The organism is Peristeroidobacter soli, assembly GCF_004138485.1.
Classification (GTDB): Bacteria; Pseudomonadota; Gammaproteobacteria; order Steroidobacterales; family Steroidobacteraceae; genus Steroidobacter; species Steroidobacter soli.
On sequence record NZ_ML142848.1, the window covers coordinates 431,562 to 446,722 of the forward strand.

Consider the following 15,161-nt stretch of genomic DNA (forward strand, 5'->3'; position numbering starts at 1 on the left):
AATTTGATTTGTGACCATCACGCCGTCACGCGCAACACTCGCAGCAACGGCCCGCGCAATATCGGGATCAACACGGCGCCGCAGCCCACGATGACCCCGTGCATCGACCAGAACTGAGTGGTCGACAATGTTTCGTAGAAGCGGCCCAGCCAGCCGCTGAACAGGCCGCCGAGAAACATCGCGAGATAGGTGGCGCCAACCATCATCGCGTTCACCGCCACCGGCGCGGCTCGCGATATGAAGGTGAGAGCGATCGGCCAGGTGTACAGATAGCCGATGGCGCAAACGAAATGAAATGCCAGCGGCCAGACGATCGAGATCCTGCCGCCGCCCGACAACGTCGCGCCGACGCCGAGCAATGCACAGCCCATCGCGAAGGCGGCGCAGCCGGCTGCGATCTTGGTGAGATCCTTCGGCTCGGCGCCCCGCCTCGCTTGACGACGCCAGTACCAGATCACCGCCGGTGCCAGCGCCAGCACCGCCATGGTGTCGAACGATTGGAACCAGGTCACCGGAACATTGAAGCCGAACAGCGTCCGGTCGACGTGATCGCGCAACCAGAGCGGATAGGTATTCCAGACCTGGGTCTGGCCGATCCAGTACAAGGCCACGACGCCGATGACACCGGCCAGCGCAAGGATGGCCGCCCCGTCGCCGGGCTGAAGCTGAACGCGGGCCGATGCATCCGACGTAACCCGGTCGGGCGGCAGGTGGCCGCGCCCACTCATATATATGGCGATGCCGACCAGCATCCCGACGCCGGCGACCCCGAAGCCGTAGTGCCAGCCGTACAGCTCGCCCAGCGTCCCGCACACCAGAGGTGCGACGAACGCGCCGACATTGATCGCCAGGCAATACATCGAGAACGCCGAGTCGCGACGGCTGTCCGACTTTTCGTAGAGATTGCCCACCTGCGCGGCGAGATTTCCCTTGAGCAGGCCCGAGCCGAGAATCAGCGCCGCCAGCGCCATCAGAAATGCGGACTCGAAGATCATCAGGAAATGACCGATGGCCATCAGCAACGCGCCGGCAATGACCGCCCGCGTCCGGCCGGTGAGCCGATCGCCGATCAAACCGCCGAGGATCGGGAAGAAATACACCAGCGCGATGTAGAGCCCGAAGATCTGCGACGCCAACGCCTGCGTCGACAGCGGTCCGAGCACCGACTCGAGCAGTGAACGAAACGCGGCGAAGCCGGCGATGTTTTCGACGTTCCCCGCCTGCAGCAACTGCCCCGTCATGTACAGGACCAGGAGTGCCTGCATTCCGTAGAAGGAGAATCGCTCCCAACCCTCAGCGAAAACGATGTACGCGAGGCCGCGCGGATGGCCGAAGAACGTCCGTTGCAGAGGCGGGCTTTGATAATTGCCCACCGCTGCAATCGCAGCGTTCATCGGCTCAACTCTGCTGGCGCCTGCCATCGGTGCTGCTCGCGTGTCGCATTCGATGGTTTTTTATACTAGCGAGGTCCCGCCCCACGGTTGCATAGGGCGGTAGCGCCGGTGTACGTGGTACACCGGGCGGTGACTCCGATCAGCCCGCGTCGGGGACCTTGAGCTCCGGATGATCCTTGGCGATGGTAGTCGTCAACCAGTCGCGGAAGCTGCGAATGGGCAGCGCGTCCCACCGCTCCGAGCGAGCGACGAACTGAAGTATCCCCATGGCGGGCGGCTCAAAGCTGTCGAGCCCCGCGCCGATATCCACCAGCTGGCGCTGCTTCAGCTCTTCGGCTACCACCAGATAATTGATCAGCGCGACACCGCGTCCATGACGTGCCGCCTCGAGCGCGAGCTGAGCCTGCCACAGCCGTGGACCGGACAACTCCTCGTCGGGGTGCACGCCATGGCTGGCCAGCCAGTTGCGCCAACGGATCAGATTGTCTTCATGGAGCAGTTGGTGGCCCAGAATGTCCTTGGGTTCGCGAATCCTGGCATTCCGCGCCAGATACTCACGACTCGCCACCGCGATCACCGGCGCCCGCGCGATCTCGACGCTACGACACTCGGCTGGAATCTCGTAGGCACCGGCATACATGGCCACGATGCGCAGATCGACGTCGGCGTGGTGGGTCAGGAAGTCCGGACTGCGGTCCATGGGCCGCACTTCGATATCGAAACCGGGATGGGCCAGCTCGAAATCCCCCAGCCTTCCGGAGATCCAATGCAAGGCAAAGGCCGGCATGCAATGAATGTGCAGCCGCCGGCTGTCGCCCCGCTTCATCAGGTCGATAGTGGCGTTGGAAATGGAATCGATCGCCGCGCTGATCTGCTTGTGATAACGCACCCCATCCTCGGTCAGGACCGTGCCATTGGCGGTGCGGGCGATCAGCTTGGTGCCCGTCCACTCCTCGATGGTGCGCAGGTGGCGGCTGATCACCCCGTGATCGCGACACAAGTATTGAGCCGCCCGCCTCACCCCGCCGAGCCGGGCAATGGCGTCGAATGCGCGCAAGGCGTCGAATGGCGGCAGCCCCTTCCGCGACGGCAGCGCGGGCGCTGGCGGATCGATCCGGCGTCGGTCTTCAGCAGACATCATGATCTCTGGCTCGCAGTAGCGTGCTTGGATCCAGCAACCGCTGCCTGTGAGCGGCCGCACCTTGGAACGAGTATGCCTACAGCAAGGCCCCCGGCCAATCCATCCTTACAGAATGGTCCGGGGGCGGCGCTGCATACGATGGTGGCGGCGGTGTACGAGTGGCACCACAGCCTGGAGGGGCTACGAACCGGGAGAAGTGCAGGTGCCGATCGCCTGGCCGAAGCGGGTCGGGAACGAGCTCTCGATGGAGGCTTCGTCACTGTGCCCGTTGCGCAAATCCGTCGCCACTTTGCGATCCTGCTCGCTGAGACTCGACCAGACACAATCGCAGACGGCGGCCTCGTTCGAGAGATGATCGGAACGCAGAGTGAATTCGGGCAGCGGGTGCGCGCTACAAACGATCGTCGCAGAGGTGGTTTCAGAAGTGGGAGGTGCGGCTCTCGGGGTACTGCAGCCGGTGCCTGCGAGAGCCAGAATCAGCAGGGAATATTTCATGGCTTGGCTCCGAAGTGGAGGCCCTTGCGGGCCTCCACCAGCGTGCGCTTACACGCGGACGAAATGATCCCAGTAGCTGTACTCGGTCTGGGTGCGCGTGCGCTTCCAGCCTTCATAGGTCTGACGGGTCAGATAACCGTCGTGGAACGTCTGGCCGACATAGGAGCTGAACATCTGGGTGTAGCCGCTCCACGAGCCGGTGCTCACGAAGGAGCTGCGCAGGTGCCAGTCGGCGCCGCCGGACAGTTCGGTCATCGACTTGCGATCCAGCGCCTGGGAGAGGTTGAGATCAGCGAGGTTCAACGTGGTCATGTCAGTATCTCCGAGTGGTTGAGGTTGCTATCGAAGCGCCGTTACGTTTGCGCTTGATCGAGGAATAGCAGGCGCCGTGCCAGCCGTGCCAACAGGCCGAAACTTTCTGGTAAGTGACTGACGGCAGATGAGAAATAGTTGATGGATCAAAAATCGGCGCCACTGCTTGCCGGTTCGAGGACCTGAGTTCGTTGGAGCAAAGCCAACGAAAATTCAGTGTCGTGTTGGATCGAAACCGACTCAGACCGGGGCTGCGGGAGCTCCGCCAGCGGCGTGCGATTTCGCCGACTGACGCGCGCTGATGCCGTGCTTCTTGAGCAGCGTCTGCACGTGACTGCGATTCATGCCAATGTTCCTGGCGAGATCCGTCACGCGATAGTTCGCTTTGGCCAGGCACTCCAGCAGATAGCTGCGCTCCGCTTCGTCACTGGCCTTGCGCTTGGCGTCGACCAGCGATGTCGCTGGCTCTACTTCGAGCTGTGCGGTCCGCTCCGGCACTTTCGCACGCACGTTCTCCGGCAGATGCTCCAGATCCGCCGTCTCGGTCGCCAGGCACGAAATCCGAAAGATGATATTTCTCAGCTCGCGAATGTTTCCTGGATAGTCGTACGAGCTCAGGAAGCTGGTGAGCCGTCGCGACAGCTTCACGGGCTGGCGATTCAATCTCGACGAGGCTTCGTTCGAGAGATACTCGATCAGCACCGGAATTTCATCGCGCCGGTCACGCAGCGCCGGCAACGTCACTTGAATGATGCTGAGCCTGTAATAAAGATCCTCTCGGAATGTGCCGGCCTTGCACATCTCGAGCAGATTCTTGTTGGTCGCCGCGACGATGCGCGCGTCGACACTGATGACCTGATCCGATCCGACCCGCTGGATCTCGTTGGACTGCAGGACCCGTAGCAGCTTCACCTGCCCGATCAGCGGCAGCTCGCCGATCTCATCCAGAAAAATCGTCCCCCCGTTCGCCGCCTCGAACTTGCCGGCGCGATCCGTGCTCGCGCCGGTGAATGCGCCCCGCTTGTGTCCGAACAGCTCGGACTCGAGCAGGTTCTCTGGAATCGCGCCGCAGTTCACGGTGATGTACGGCCGATCGGCGCGATTGCCGTTCGCGTGGATGACTTTCGCCATCAACTCCTTACCCGTACCACTTTCGCCATCGACCAGCACTGGCAGGTCCGTGCGTGCAGCCTTCTCCGCGATCTCCAGCGCCTCGATGAGCCTCGGACTGTCGCCGAACACGCCGTCGAACTGAAAGTCACGTTCCAACAGCGCATGCCGTCGTTGGGCGACGCTCTGATTACGCGGCGCCGAGGTGCTGGCCTTGACGAAGCGCTCGGTGTGCGACAGGCGCAGCACCTCGTCGCGCATCGTCGTGCACTGATTCAGCAGCTTCTGGATCTGGGCCCGATCGAGAGTCTGCGCCCAACGCAAGGTCGAGCGCAGAATCTCGATCTTCTCCAGCAAGGCCGCGTACGAGATCGTCGCTTCGAGATTCGAGTCGACGGTTTTCATCGTGGCGGCGTTACATCACTTCGAGCCGATGTTCGCTGGCCTGGGCCGCCAGCCATTGCTCTTTCAGCACGCGCCGGATCTCGGCCTTGGTCTCCTCATCCAGCACCGCGGGCCGTTTCTCGTTGACCATGAAGATCTCGAAGCACGTGCCGTCCGGCGAGGCAAAGGGGCCGATGATCTCGCCCTTCTGCGCATGGAACACCTTGGCTTCCACGTCACCACGCAACGCTCCTCGCAGCACACTGCCGATATGTCCGCCGTGGCCGCGCGTATCGGCGATGGAGTGCTCGTTCGCGAGCTCGGCGAACCGCTCCGGCTCATCGATCAGAATGGCCATGATCTCCTTGGCCTTGCCCGCCGAGTCCAGCACGATGTGACTCACGTCGATAGTGTCGAACTGGGGTGAATTCAGGCGGAAGAACTGCTCGACCTTGTCGTCGGTCACCACGTGCTCCATCATTTTCTCGAAGCACAGGGTTTCGGTCACGTAGATCTCGTACTCCTCGGGCGTGACTCTCATGCTTTCCAGATAGCGCTTCATTTCCACGGCCCGATGCAATCCATTCACGCGGCGCAGCTGATCCGAACGCTGCTGCACCGATTCCGGCGTGATCCGGACGCCGTGTTTCCTCGCCGAATGCACGGCCAGCTTCTCCTGGACGATATCATCGATCAGCCCGTCGAACCGGCCGCTCAACTTCAGCAGTTTGACGAAGCTGTCGGAGCTGATGATCTCGTCATTGATACGAATCAGATTGGTCATGACGAAGACTCCTCTCGAAACAAAAGAAACCTCTTTGCTCAGGGAACATCGTTACTGTGATCCGTTCGTCCGCATTCGTCCAGGCTGCCGAAAGGGCATGAGAACTTTCATTCGCCCGATTTCCAACGCTTGCCGTCCCGATTGATTCGACGTTGCAACGATTCGATCGGCAACGGACGAAGGTGCGCGGACCAGCGACCTGTTGCGGCGCGCAGACCGGTCGCACTCTTCGCTTGATTCATCAGAAAGAAGGCAGTCGATTGTCTCGGCCACAGGGGACGCGTGCCGAGCCCGACGATGGCGCGCATCGCTTCCCGGTCGAGCTCGATGCTGTCTTCAAGATCCGCGATGACCAGTTTGCTCATCGGTCTCTCCAGTAATGGGTTCGATCCAACATCGCGGCCTTTAATTGTTGGCCGTGACCCAACGAGCTCAGGCTGCCGAGCTCCTGGCGCGTCGCACCGATTTTTCATGACTCAACTATTTCCCAACTGACTTCAGCCACTTACCAGAAAGTTTCGGCCTGTTGGCACGGCTGGCACGGCGCCTGCTATTCCTCGATCAAGCGCCAACGCAACGGCGCTTCGATAGCAACCTCAACCACTCGGAGATACTGACATGACCACGTTGAACCTCGCCGATCTCAACCTCTCCCAGGCGCTGGATCGCAAGTCGATGACCGAACTGTCCGGCGGCGCCGACTGGCACCTGCGCAGCTCCTTCGTGAGCACCGGCTCGTGGAGCGGCTACACCCAGATGTTCAGCTCCTATGTCGGCCAGACGTTCCACGACGGTTATCTGACCCGTCAGACCTACGAAGGCTGGAAGCGCACGCGCACCCAGACCGAGTACAGCTACTGGGATCATTTCGTCCGCGTGTAATCGCACGTTCTTCCCCCCGCAAGAGGAGGCCCGCAAAGGCCTCCTCTTCTTTACGTCTCTAAGCAGCGCTGCTCATCATCTGCTTCTGCACCAGCTGGTGATACATTCCTTTGCGCTCGATCAGCTCACGATGCGCGCCCTCTTCGACGATGCTGCCGTTGTAGAGCACCAGGATCTTGTCCGCATTCATGATCGTGCTGAGCCGATGCGCGATCACGATCGACGTGCGCCCCCTCAGCACGTCCTGCATGTTCCGGAGAATGTTGCTCTCTGACTGGCTGTCGAGCGCCGACGTCGCCTCGTCCAGGATCAGGACGCGAGGATCGTGATAGAGCGCCCGGGCAATGCACAGACGCTGCATCTGTCCACCCGACAGGCCCATGCCTCGCTCACCGACGATCTGCTCGTAACCCAGCGGCATGGCGCTGATGAAGTTGTGAGCATCCGCCATCTTCGCGACCTCAACGACACGCCGTCGGTCCGGATTCTCTTCACCGGCGGCGATATTCTCAGCGACGGTGCCCGAGAACAGCAGATTGTTCTGCATCACGTAGCCGAGCTGAGCGCGGTAGTACTCCTTCTCGACCAGATTCATGTCGTAGCCGTCGACGTAAATGGAACCCTCGGTCGGCGCGTAGAACCCGGCGACGAGCTTGGCCAGCGTGGTCTTGCCGGAGCCGCTTTGACCGACGATCGCGACCATCTGGCCCGACTCGATGGAGCAACGGATGTTCTCCAGCACGAAGCGGTTTTCCTTGCCGCCGTAACGGAAGAACACATTGTCGAAGCGAATATCGCCCTTCAGGCTGGGCAGCATGATGCGCGACTCGATGTCCTGAGGCTTCTGCTCCGGATCCAGATCCAGCACGTCGCCCAGCCGCTCCATCGCAACGCCCGTCTCCTGCAGCTGATCCCACAAGCCGATCAGCCCCATGACCGGCGCCAGGGCGCTGCCCATCAACATGGTGAATGCGATCAGCTGACCGATGGTGAGCTGCTCATCCAGCACCAGGCTCGCGCCAATCCACAGAATCACGACTGAACTGGCGGCACTGAGCATCTGACCGGTGAACCCCACCAGCAGATCGAAACGCTGCGCCCGATACTGCACATCCAGCGCCTTCGCGTAACGGCTTTCCCAGCGCATGCGCATCGGGCGTTCGATACCCATCGCCTTCACCGTCTCGGCACCGCTCAACGTCTCCATCAGCACCGACTCGGCATCCGTCGACGTCTCGAAAGAGCGCCGCGCGTACTGCTTGATTCTCGGCGTCGCCATCACTGTCAGCAGACCTATGGGAATGATGAAGGCTATCAGCAGCAACGACAGCTTGACGCTATAGAGGAACATGACGATGAAGTAGATGAACGCCATCAACGTATTCAGCAGCGTGCTCACGGTCGACTCGGTGAGGAAGTTGCGCACTTTCATGTTTTCCTGGAAGCGCGCGAAGATGTCGCCGGTCCGGCGTCGGTTGAAGAAATCGAGCGGCAACGACAGGGTGTGCCGGAAGAACTGCGAGATCATCTCGAAATCGAGATTGCGCCGGATGAAGTTCGCGAGGAAGCCCCGCATCAACGTGGTGAGACGCGTGAACACGTGCACGATGATCAAGCCGACGATCAGCACGTGCAGCAGTTGCAGATTCTGGTGAACCACGACCCGATCGAGGATGTTTTGAACGATGATCGGAGGTGCCACCCCCAACAGCTCGATCACCAGCGTCGCCATGGCGACATAGCCGATGACGTGCTTGAACGGCGCGAGATAGTTGACGAATCGCATCCACGGCGATTGACCGGCACGCGACTGCGACAGATCGGCGCTGGGCGAGAACAACAGACATGTGCCGGTCCAGCCCTTCTCGAAATCCGCCACCGTCATCCTGGCAAAACCTCGCGCCGGATCGGCAACCCACACATGCCGCCTGGATACGCCGTAGACCACGATGTAGTGGTATCCCTCCCAGTGGGCGATGAAGGGGAGCTCGAAGCCGAGCATCGATTCGAAAGTGCACTTCATGCCGCGAGCCGCAAAGCCCAGCGATTCACCCACACGCGCGAGGCTATCGAGCGTCGCCCCCTCCGTAGTGACGTTCGCCATCTCGCGCAACTTGCCGAGCGTGATCGCGATCCCGTAATGCTTGCTGATCATCGCGAGGCAGGCGGCGCCGCAGTCGGCCTCCTCCGCCTGTTCGACCAGCTCGAAGCGCGGGATGACTTTCTCTCCAGCACCAGTACGACCGGCGATATCGAGCAACAGGCGTCGACCTCTGCGTTCGGCCAACTGCTTCTGCCGCTCCAGCTCGCGCTCCGCCGCCTTGACTCTGCTTTCCAGAAATTCCTTCATCTGTGGCTTGCGTTCGAGCAACAACCGCAAGGTGTCCGTGGGAATGACCAGCAACAACGCATCCGTTTCCGCAACCACCGAGGCCGGTTGCTCACCAGGATTGAGTGCGGCGGACTCACCGAAGAACTCACCCTGGCGCGCGAGGCCAATCGGATACTGCGTGCCCTCTTCCTCGCGGGTGATCTTTACTTTGCCCTGACGCACGACATAGAGACGCCGGTCGTCCGAAGACCCCTGGGTGAGAATCGTGGCGCCCGCCTCGACACGCTTGACGCCCAGGCTGCGCACGAGCTGGGCCAGCTCGGCTTGATCTACTTTGCCCTTGAGCTCGAACAGGCGACTCACCACGCCGCCCGCCATCCGAATCGCGGTGTAACTGGAGAGGAAGGCCGCAGCCTCCTTGTTGCTGGCAAGCACCGGCGCGATGGCCTCGCGTGACAGGAACAGAATTTCCGTCTTCGTCGACGCGCGCGCCGATGCATCGTGGACATGCTCACGCAGGGCGCCGATCTCAGCGAGAACGTCACCCGCCTTGCGCACGCCCTGACTGACCTCCTTGCCGCTCTCTTCGCTGAACAGCCGGACCGTTCCGGATCGAATCACATACAAGCCGGCATTCTTCTGGCCGGCTTCGAACACCGCTTCGCCGAATTCGTACCAGCGCGAGTCCACAAAGGTCGCGAGCTGCTGCAGGTCGGCGGCACTGAATGCGGAGAACATCTCGACCGTGGCGAGAAATTCAACCACCGCATCGTCGGCCAGTGAGCGAAGTTCTTTCATGAGGGTCATCCGACGGAGTTTCTGAAAGGATCGATGGCGAGATCGATCAGGCGCCGGCTGTCGACGACGATCTCGACCTTGGCGGCCATGCCGTAGCGAATCGGCGTCGCCACGTTATTGATGGTGAAGTGGTCGCTCTGCAGCCCGACCCGCGCCTTGTAGACGATCTGCTTGGTGTCGCGGTTGGGGCTCGAGGCCGGCGAGATATGTTCCAGTTCGCCCGTCAGCACACCGTAGCGCTGATACGGAAACGCATTCACTTTGACTCGAACCGGCATGCCGGGCTTCAGGAAGGCCCGGTCGCGTTCGTTGATCTCGATCTCCAGGACCTTGCGAGCGCCTTTGGGTGCGATCAGGACCACCGGTGTTTTCTCGTCGACCTGCGCGCCAACGTCGGTGAAGGTCACGGTGGTAACGACACCGTCCATGGGAGCGCGGATCCGCAGGAAATTATCCTCGTCGATATCCTCGTAGCTGATGCGCGAGGCTGCCTTGGACTTGGCGCGCGCCAGACGCACATCCGTCTCGGCCTGCTCCTCTTCCTGCGTCACACGCAGCACCATGTTGTCGTACTGGGCCTGAGTCGCGAGCAGGTCTTGGGATTTCTTTTGCAACTCCTGTTTCTTCTTGTCGTAGTCCTGCATCAACGACACTTCGAACTCGCCCAGCTCGCTTTCCGCCAGCTTGTAGTCGAGGGTCTTTTCGCGCAGGAAGCCGCGCTTCTCTTCCACTTGATCCCTGGACAGGCCGCCGTTGCCCGACGAATTGAACAAGCGCTCGTGCTGCTCCAACACGCGCTGCGCCTGATCGCGCTCGGCGCCGGCCTTGGCGAGCTTGGCGCGAGCCTTCTCCAATTTCAGCTGCTGCTCTTCCGCGAGCTTCTTGACGCTCTCGGCGACGCGCCAGTCGTTGTCGCGCTCGTCGGCGGCAATCTTCTCCTTGAGTGCCGCGATCTCTTTCTCCATCGCTTTTTTCTTGGTCGGAAACATTTCGTAGCCGCGTTCGGCGGCCGCGAGATGCACCGATGCCTGCGTCGCTTGCCCCGCCAGCTCGATGGCACTGGGAGAATCGATCCGCGCCACCACGTCGCCCTTCTGGATGGGCATGCCTTCGGTCACATAGACATTGACCAGCTCGCCCTTGATGGGCAGATACACGCCCTGCTGCTCGAGCTCGGGCTTCACCATGCCCGTGCTTTCCACGACCACGTCGGACTTGCCGATGAAAGACCACAGCACGGCCGCGATCAGCAGCCCGAAGAACACCAGGATGGTGCCGCGAATCAGTCGTGACGGCTGATCCGTCACGATGGCGACGCCTTCCGGACCGTGCTCCTCGAAGAACCGATTCAGTCCTTTTTTGGATCGGTAGTAGACTGTACCCATAATGATTGCTCCGAGATTTCGGGCAGCAGCTCCAGTTTGGCGTGCAGGAGCACCGGCTCCAGCACGATGTTCAGATCCTGCAGCCAGCGTCGCTGACGCTGGACTTCATCGACGACATCCTGCTGCAGCGATTGCCATTCGGGCGGCGGCGTCACTTGCAGGAGTTGATAAGTTCGAGCACCGCTGCTGATCTCGCGATACGCGCTGGAAAGACGTTTCGCCTGGCCCGAGAACCGCGGCGACACGCGCTCCTCCACTCGAATCACGCCCGGAATGCCGCCGGCACTTTGATATTCGCTCCAGTAAGCGCGCACGCGGGCAAGCGATTGATCCATTCGCGGCAACACCTTCTCCTTGTGAGCGACGAAGTCCGGCTCGAGCGTCTTGATCAAATGCCCGTCTTCGTCCGGACGCAGCGACGACCACACCACCAGCAGACGATCCCAGTACTCATCCTTGCCCTTGGTCATCAGCAAGGCGTCGTAGTCGGCACCGACCTTCTCGTAGCGCGCGATCTGGCGGGTCGCCACTTCACCCCAAGGGGCGTCTGTCACGGACTGCAGGATCGCGATCGCCTCGTCGTGATTGCCCGTACGCCAGGCTTCGGCCGCCTTCGCATGTTTGGCGATGACGTCGGGCGGAGGCAGCGCGCTCGCCAGCCAGGTACCGATGTAGTCGGTGAAGATGGGGGTCTGGAACTTCGACGTTTCCTTCAACTCAGCCAGCTGCAACAGCTCCTTGCGCTGAACCAGCTGCTTGAGCGTGTCATAGCGCGCCAGATCGTCACGCAGGGCATCGATGCCGGAGACGCGGGGATAGTTGGACGTGAATTCGCTGAGCAGCTTGTCGATGCTCTGTCGTTCATCGCGCTTCAGCGCCGACTGAATCGACGTCTTCAATTCATCGATGGCCTTCACGTAGAGTGAGTTGTCACCGCGCAAGGTGGTGAGACTGCTGAAGATCCGCGCGTGGATGGGCTCGAACTGCGGGATCTGAGTGACGATCTGGTCCATGATCTGCTGGCGGCGGAAACTATCGCTGCTCCATTCATCCACCAGGGCGCGGATCGGCGCTTCATCCCGGAACAGAACGATCGGGCCGGATGTGCCGCCGCGCTCCGCCATGTGCGCTTCCAGTTTTCCCGCCCACGCGAGGGTGTCGATCATCTGCAGCCCGCGGGGAATGAAGGGATGTGCCTCGCGCTGAGTCTCCAGATATCGAGCGGCCTCGGGATAGCGGTCGTGATCGATGTGATCCATCCAGGTGGGCACGATGGCCCGGGTCAGGGCCTCTTCGCCCCAGGTGCTTGCTTCGGCGTCGTTCGGATGGTGTTCGAGATAGCGATTGGCGGCGATCGCACTCTCGCTGTATTGCCCCTCGTCGAGCAGCTCTTTGATCTGATGACGATCCTGGCCCACCAGGTACGTGATCGCAATAGCCATCACGATCACACCGAGCAACGCGGCCGCGCCCCACATGAAGCGTCGATCGACGGTGCCGCCACCTAGTGCACGCCACACCTGCCCGACAGTCGCTCCGAGCTTGCGCAGCCCCTTGGGCGGCTCTTTGAGTTGCAGCGTCTCCATCGTCGCGGCGTGGGCGCCGGCGTTGGAGCCTTGCACCACTTCGTCGTCCGAGCAGAACACATTGATGAATGAGTCCGCCGAGCTGACGAAGCGCGTGCGATTCGCGCCACCGCGCGACTCGACTGCAGCGGGTTGCTCCACTATCTCGGGCTGCGTTGCGGGTCTCGATTGCGGTTCCACCTTCGGCTGCTGTGTGGCGCGAGACGGCGGCGCCTGATCCGACCGACCGAACACCGTCGCGGCAAACTGCGTTGGCTCATGCAGGCTCTCGATGCGCACCCGGTACGAGAACGTCGGGTCGCCGAAAGCAACGACGTCTCCATCGGCCAACGGCCTCGATCGTTCGTCCAACCTCGCGCCCGAAACAAACGTCCCGTTGGAACTCTCCAGGTCTTCAACATTGACCCGGCCCCCCTTGAGCGCGATCACCGCGTGGCGACGCGACAGCTTGCGCCATGCACTCGACAGCCGCTCCCGGTATTGATCGAAGCCCGCCTCGTTGCGCGAGATCAGAAACGGAAAGTTCTGGATCGCGATGGTCTCCAGACCATTCGTCGGATCTTCCGGCACCAAGGTGACGCGCATCGCCGGGCTCTTGTTCGCAGTCGGCTCGTTGGCTTGCCGGATCTCTACTCGAAATTCGACAGCGCCACCCAGAGTGATGTGATCGTTGTTGTTCAGCAGAGCGATGTTGTTCTTCAGCTCGCGCTCATTGATGCGAGTGCCGTTGAGGCTACCCAGATCGGCGATGAAGAACTTGCCGTCCTCCTGAAACACGCGGGCATGACGCCGCGACAGGCTGGAAGCCTCGACGCCGAGTCTGGATGCGAACGGCTCCTCGTTGCGGCCGATGGCCAACAGATCGTCGACGATGCTGATATCGCCAAGGTCCGGATGAGAGACGGGCTTCAGAATGGCTTTCATAGAAAAAACAGCGCTCACTTCACCGTCTTGGAGTCGGCGACTTCCCGCATGCCCGGCCGCTCGGCCTCCCAACCTCCGCCCAGCGCCTTGTAGAGCGTCACGGTGTCGGTGAGCAGTTGCTCATAGGTCGAGAGAATCTGCTGCTGAGCGCCGAGCAGACTGCGCTCGGTGTCGAACACTTCCAGCTGCGACACCAGCCCTTCCCGCAAACGGGCATCCTGGACATTGCGAACGACCTGCAGATCGGCGACCTGCGCTTCGAGCTGCTTGATCTGCTCGCGCCGGGAATTCAGATTGACCATCGCAATCTCCACTTCCTCGTACGCGCCCAGGACCGTCTTTCGATATTCCTCGCGCGAGATCGCCAGATCCGCCTCGTTGAGCTTCACATCCATCTTCAGATCGCGATCGAACAATCCGGCCCATGATGCCGCCAATCCAAAGGTCCAGGTATTGATCACTGTCGCGGTGAAGCTCTGCCCCGTCTTCGCCGCGCCGGTCAGAGAGAACGTCGGCAGCCGCGCCAACCTCGCCTTGCCGACCAGATGATGGGCTGCCAGCACGTCGTACTCGGCCTTCAGCACATCGGGACGCCGCGACAGGACGTCGGCGGGCAATACCTCCGGCACTTCGAGGATGCGCACGCTGTCTCTCAAGTTGCCGACAGGCACGGACAGCTCACCCGCCGGCACACCGACCAGCGTCGCGAGCTTCAGCTCAGCTTCGGCGCGCCCCCGTTGCAAGTCGAGCAACTGGGTCTGCAGGTTCGCGACCTCCGCCTTCTGCGACCGGATCTTGGTTTCCGGCACCATGCCTTCCTTGTGCTGGGCGTAATAGATATCCAGCAACTCTTCGGCCTGCTTCTTCGAATCCAGTTGCTGAACGACCTGTTCGTCGAACTGACGGATCTGGAAGTAACGTTCCGCGACGCTCGCGATGAGTGTGAGCTGCGCCGCCCGCCAGTCCATTTCGGTGGCCTGATAGCGCGCATCGGCCACCTGCATCTCCTTGCGAATCTTGCCCCAGAGGTCCAGCTCCCAGGTCAGCGCGGCACCGAGCGATTCGGTCTCGCGCGTGGTCTTGACCGCTGCGTTGTTACTTTTGCCACGAGCGATCGCATCCGCCGGCGCCAGCGCCACTTTCGGAGTGGCGCTGAGCCTGTCCTTACCGAGCTGTACGCCCGCCTTGTCCAGGCGCAGCGCCGCGATCCGCATGTCGAGGCCTTGATCGATGGCCCGCTGAATGAGCTGGATCAGATAAGGATCGCCGAAGCCGTGCCACCAATCGGGCAGAATGACTTCGGAAGCGGTGAGCTCGCGGCCTTCGAGCTGCGACCATTGTGGTTTGTCGGGAACCTCGGGGCGCTTGTAGTCGGGACCCTGGAGGGTGCTGCAACCCGCGACCAGTATCGTGATCGCTGCAAGCGTCAGCGCTCGAATCCTTTCGACGCGATTGAGCGGCCCTGGATGGTTCACTGGGTTCTCCCACGACCGAATCCATTCGGTTCGTCGTCGATGTGAGATGCAATGAGCAGGGAGCATAGCAGCCTCGCCGCCCGCCACCACTGTTCGTTCGATCTATTTGGCTCGGCCAGAAGTGTGTCAGTGAGACACGCACGAATGTTTCATCGCGTC

General features: G+C 61.4%; 12 protein-coding genes. 1 reads left to right on the top strand and 11 read right to left on the bottom strand.

Annotated elements, in window-relative coordinates; genetic code table 11:
- Positions 1-17 precede the first annotated feature (17 nt).
- The 7 genes from EKO19_RS01660 to EKO19_RS01690 all read right to left on the bottom strand — a co-directional run bounded on the left by EKO19_RS01660 (position 18) and on the right by EKO19_RS01690 (position 5,985).
- The gene (locus tag EKO19_RS01660) at positions 18-1,394 is read right to left on the bottom strand and encodes a peptide MFS transporter (protein ID WP_129774673.1); all 1,377 of its coding nucleotides are present in this window, start codon (positions 1,392-1,394) and stop codon (positions 18-20) included.
- 139 nt (positions 1,395-1,533) lie between these two features.
- Positions 1,534-2,535, bottom strand: a complete 1,002-nt coding sequence (locus EKO19_RS01665; protein ID WP_217705074.1) for a LysR substrate-binding domain-containing protein — start codon at positions 2,533-2,535, stop codon at positions 1,534-1,536.
- A 180-nt stretch (positions 2,536-2,715) separates the two neighbouring features.
- The gene (locus EKO19_RS01670; RefSeq protein ID WP_129774674.1) at positions 2,716-3,030 is read right to left on the bottom strand and encodes a hypothetical protein; all 315 of its coding nucleotides are present in this window, start codon (positions 3,028-3,030) and stop codon (positions 2,716-2,718) included.
- A 48-nt stretch (positions 3,031-3,078) separates the two neighbouring features.
- Positions 3,079-3,342: a hypothetical protein gene (locus tag EKO19_RS01675; protein ID WP_129774675.1), complete on the bottom strand. Its 264-nt coding sequence runs from the start codon at positions 3,340-3,342 to the stop codon at positions 3,079-3,081.
- Positions 3,343-3,582: 240 nt separating this feature from the next.
- Positions 3,583-4,857, bottom strand: coding sequence for a sigma-54 interaction domain-containing protein (locus tag EKO19_RS01680; RefSeq protein WP_129774676.1), 1,275 nt, complete (start codon positions 4,855-4,857; stop codon positions 3,583-3,585).
- Positions 4,858-4,867: 10 nt separating this feature from the next.
- Positions 4,868-5,620: a peptidylprolyl isomerase gene (locus tag EKO19_RS01685; protein ID WP_129774677.1), complete on the bottom strand. Its 753-nt coding sequence runs from the start codon at positions 5,618-5,620 to the stop codon at positions 4,868-4,870.
- A gap of 107 nt (positions 5,621-5,727) precedes the next feature.
- On the bottom strand, positions 5,728-5,985 hold the full coding sequence (locus EKO19_RS01690; RefSeq protein ID WP_129774678.1) for a hypothetical protein: 258 nt from the start codon (positions 5,983-5,985) through the stop codon (positions 5,728-5,730).
- 253 nt (positions 5,986-6,238) lie between these two features.
- Here EKO19_RS01690 and EKO19_RS01695 point away from each other — a divergent pair, with 253 nt between their 5' ends.
- Positions 6,239-6,502, top strand: a complete 264-nt coding sequence (locus EKO19_RS01695; RefSeq protein WP_129774675.1) for a hypothetical protein — start codon at positions 6,239-6,241, stop codon at positions 6,500-6,502.
- A gap of 58 nt (positions 6,503-6,560) precedes the next feature.
- On the opposite strand, the gene EKO19_RS01700 is transcribed toward EKO19_RS01695, so the two are convergent.
- Genes EKO19_RS01700 through EKO19_RS01715 form a run of 4 tightly spaced genes read right to left on the bottom strand, consistent with a single transcriptional unit; the run spans position 6,561 to position 15,002 of the window.
- Entirely contained in the window at positions 6,561-9,641 is a 3,081-nt protein-coding gene (locus EKO19_RS01700; protein WP_129774679.1) for an ABC transporter transmembrane domain-containing protein, read from the bottom strand.
- Entirely contained in the window at positions 9,638-11,017 is a 1,380-nt protein-coding gene (locus tag EKO19_RS01705) for an HlyD family efflux transporter periplasmic adaptor subunit (RefSeq protein WP_129774680.1), read from the bottom strand. Before EKO19_RS01705 ends, EKO19_RS01700 begins: the two co-directional genes overlap by 4 nt.
- Positions 10,981-13,527, bottom strand: coding sequence for an FHA domain-containing protein (locus EKO19_RS01710; protein ID WP_129774681.1), 2,547 nt, complete (start codon positions 13,525-13,527; stop codon positions 10,981-10,983). Before EKO19_RS01710 ends, EKO19_RS01705 begins: the two co-directional genes overlap by 37 nt.
- A 14-nt stretch (positions 13,528-13,541) precedes the next feature.
- A complete protein-coding gene (locus EKO19_RS01715; protein WP_157995063.1) occupies positions 13,542-15,002 on the bottom strand; it encodes an efflux transporter outer membrane subunit in 1,461 nt (486 codons plus the stop codon).
- Between the last annotated feature and the right edge of the window lie 159 nt (positions 15,003-15,161).

Excerpts from the sequence above, each read along its gene's own strand:
- EKO19_RS01665 (WP_217705074.1), bottom strand. The coding sequence starts at position 2,535 with ATGATGTCTGCTGAAGACCGACGCCGGATCGATCCGCCAGCGCCCGCG.
- EKO19_RS01670 (WP_129774674.1), bottom strand. The coding sequence starts at position 3,030 with ATGAAATATTCCCTGCTGATTCTGGCTCTCGCAGGCACCGGCTGCAGT.
- EKO19_RS01695 (WP_129774675.1), top strand. The coding sequence starts at position 6,239 with ATGACCACGTTGAACCTCGCCGATCTCAACCTCTCCCAGGCGCTGGAT.
- EKO19_RS01705 (WP_129774680.1), bottom strand. The coding sequence starts at position 11,017 with ATGGGTACAGTCTACTACCGATCCAAAAAAGGACTGAATCGGTTCTTC.
- EKO19_RS01690 (WP_129774678.1), bottom strand. The coding sequence starts at position 5,985 with ATGAGCAAACTGGTCATCGCGGATCTTGAAGACAGCATCGAGCTCGAC.
- EKO19_RS01700 (WP_129774679.1), bottom strand. The coding sequence starts at position 9,641 with ATGACCCTCATGAAAGAACTTCGCTCACTGGCCGACGATGCGGTGGTT.
- EKO19_RS01675 (WP_129774675.1), bottom strand. The coding sequence starts at position 3,342 with ATGACCACGTTGAACCTCGCTGATCTCAACCTCTCCCAGGCGCTGGAT.
- EKO19_RS01710 (WP_129774681.1), bottom strand. The coding sequence starts at position 13,527 with ATGAAAGCCATTCTGAAGCCCGTCTCTCATCCGGACCTTGGCGATATC.
- EKO19_RS01680 (WP_129774676.1), bottom strand. The coding sequence starts at position 4,857 with ATGAAAACCGTCGACTCGAATCTCGAAGCGACGATCTCGTACGCGGCC.
- EKO19_RS01660 (WP_129774673.1), bottom strand. The coding sequence starts at position 1,394 with ATGAACGCTGCGATTGCAGCGGTGGGCAATTATCAAAGCCCGCCTCTG.
- EKO19_RS01685 (WP_129774677.1), bottom strand. The coding sequence starts at position 5,620 with ATGACCAATCTGATTCGTATCAATGACGAGATCATCAGCTCCGACAGC.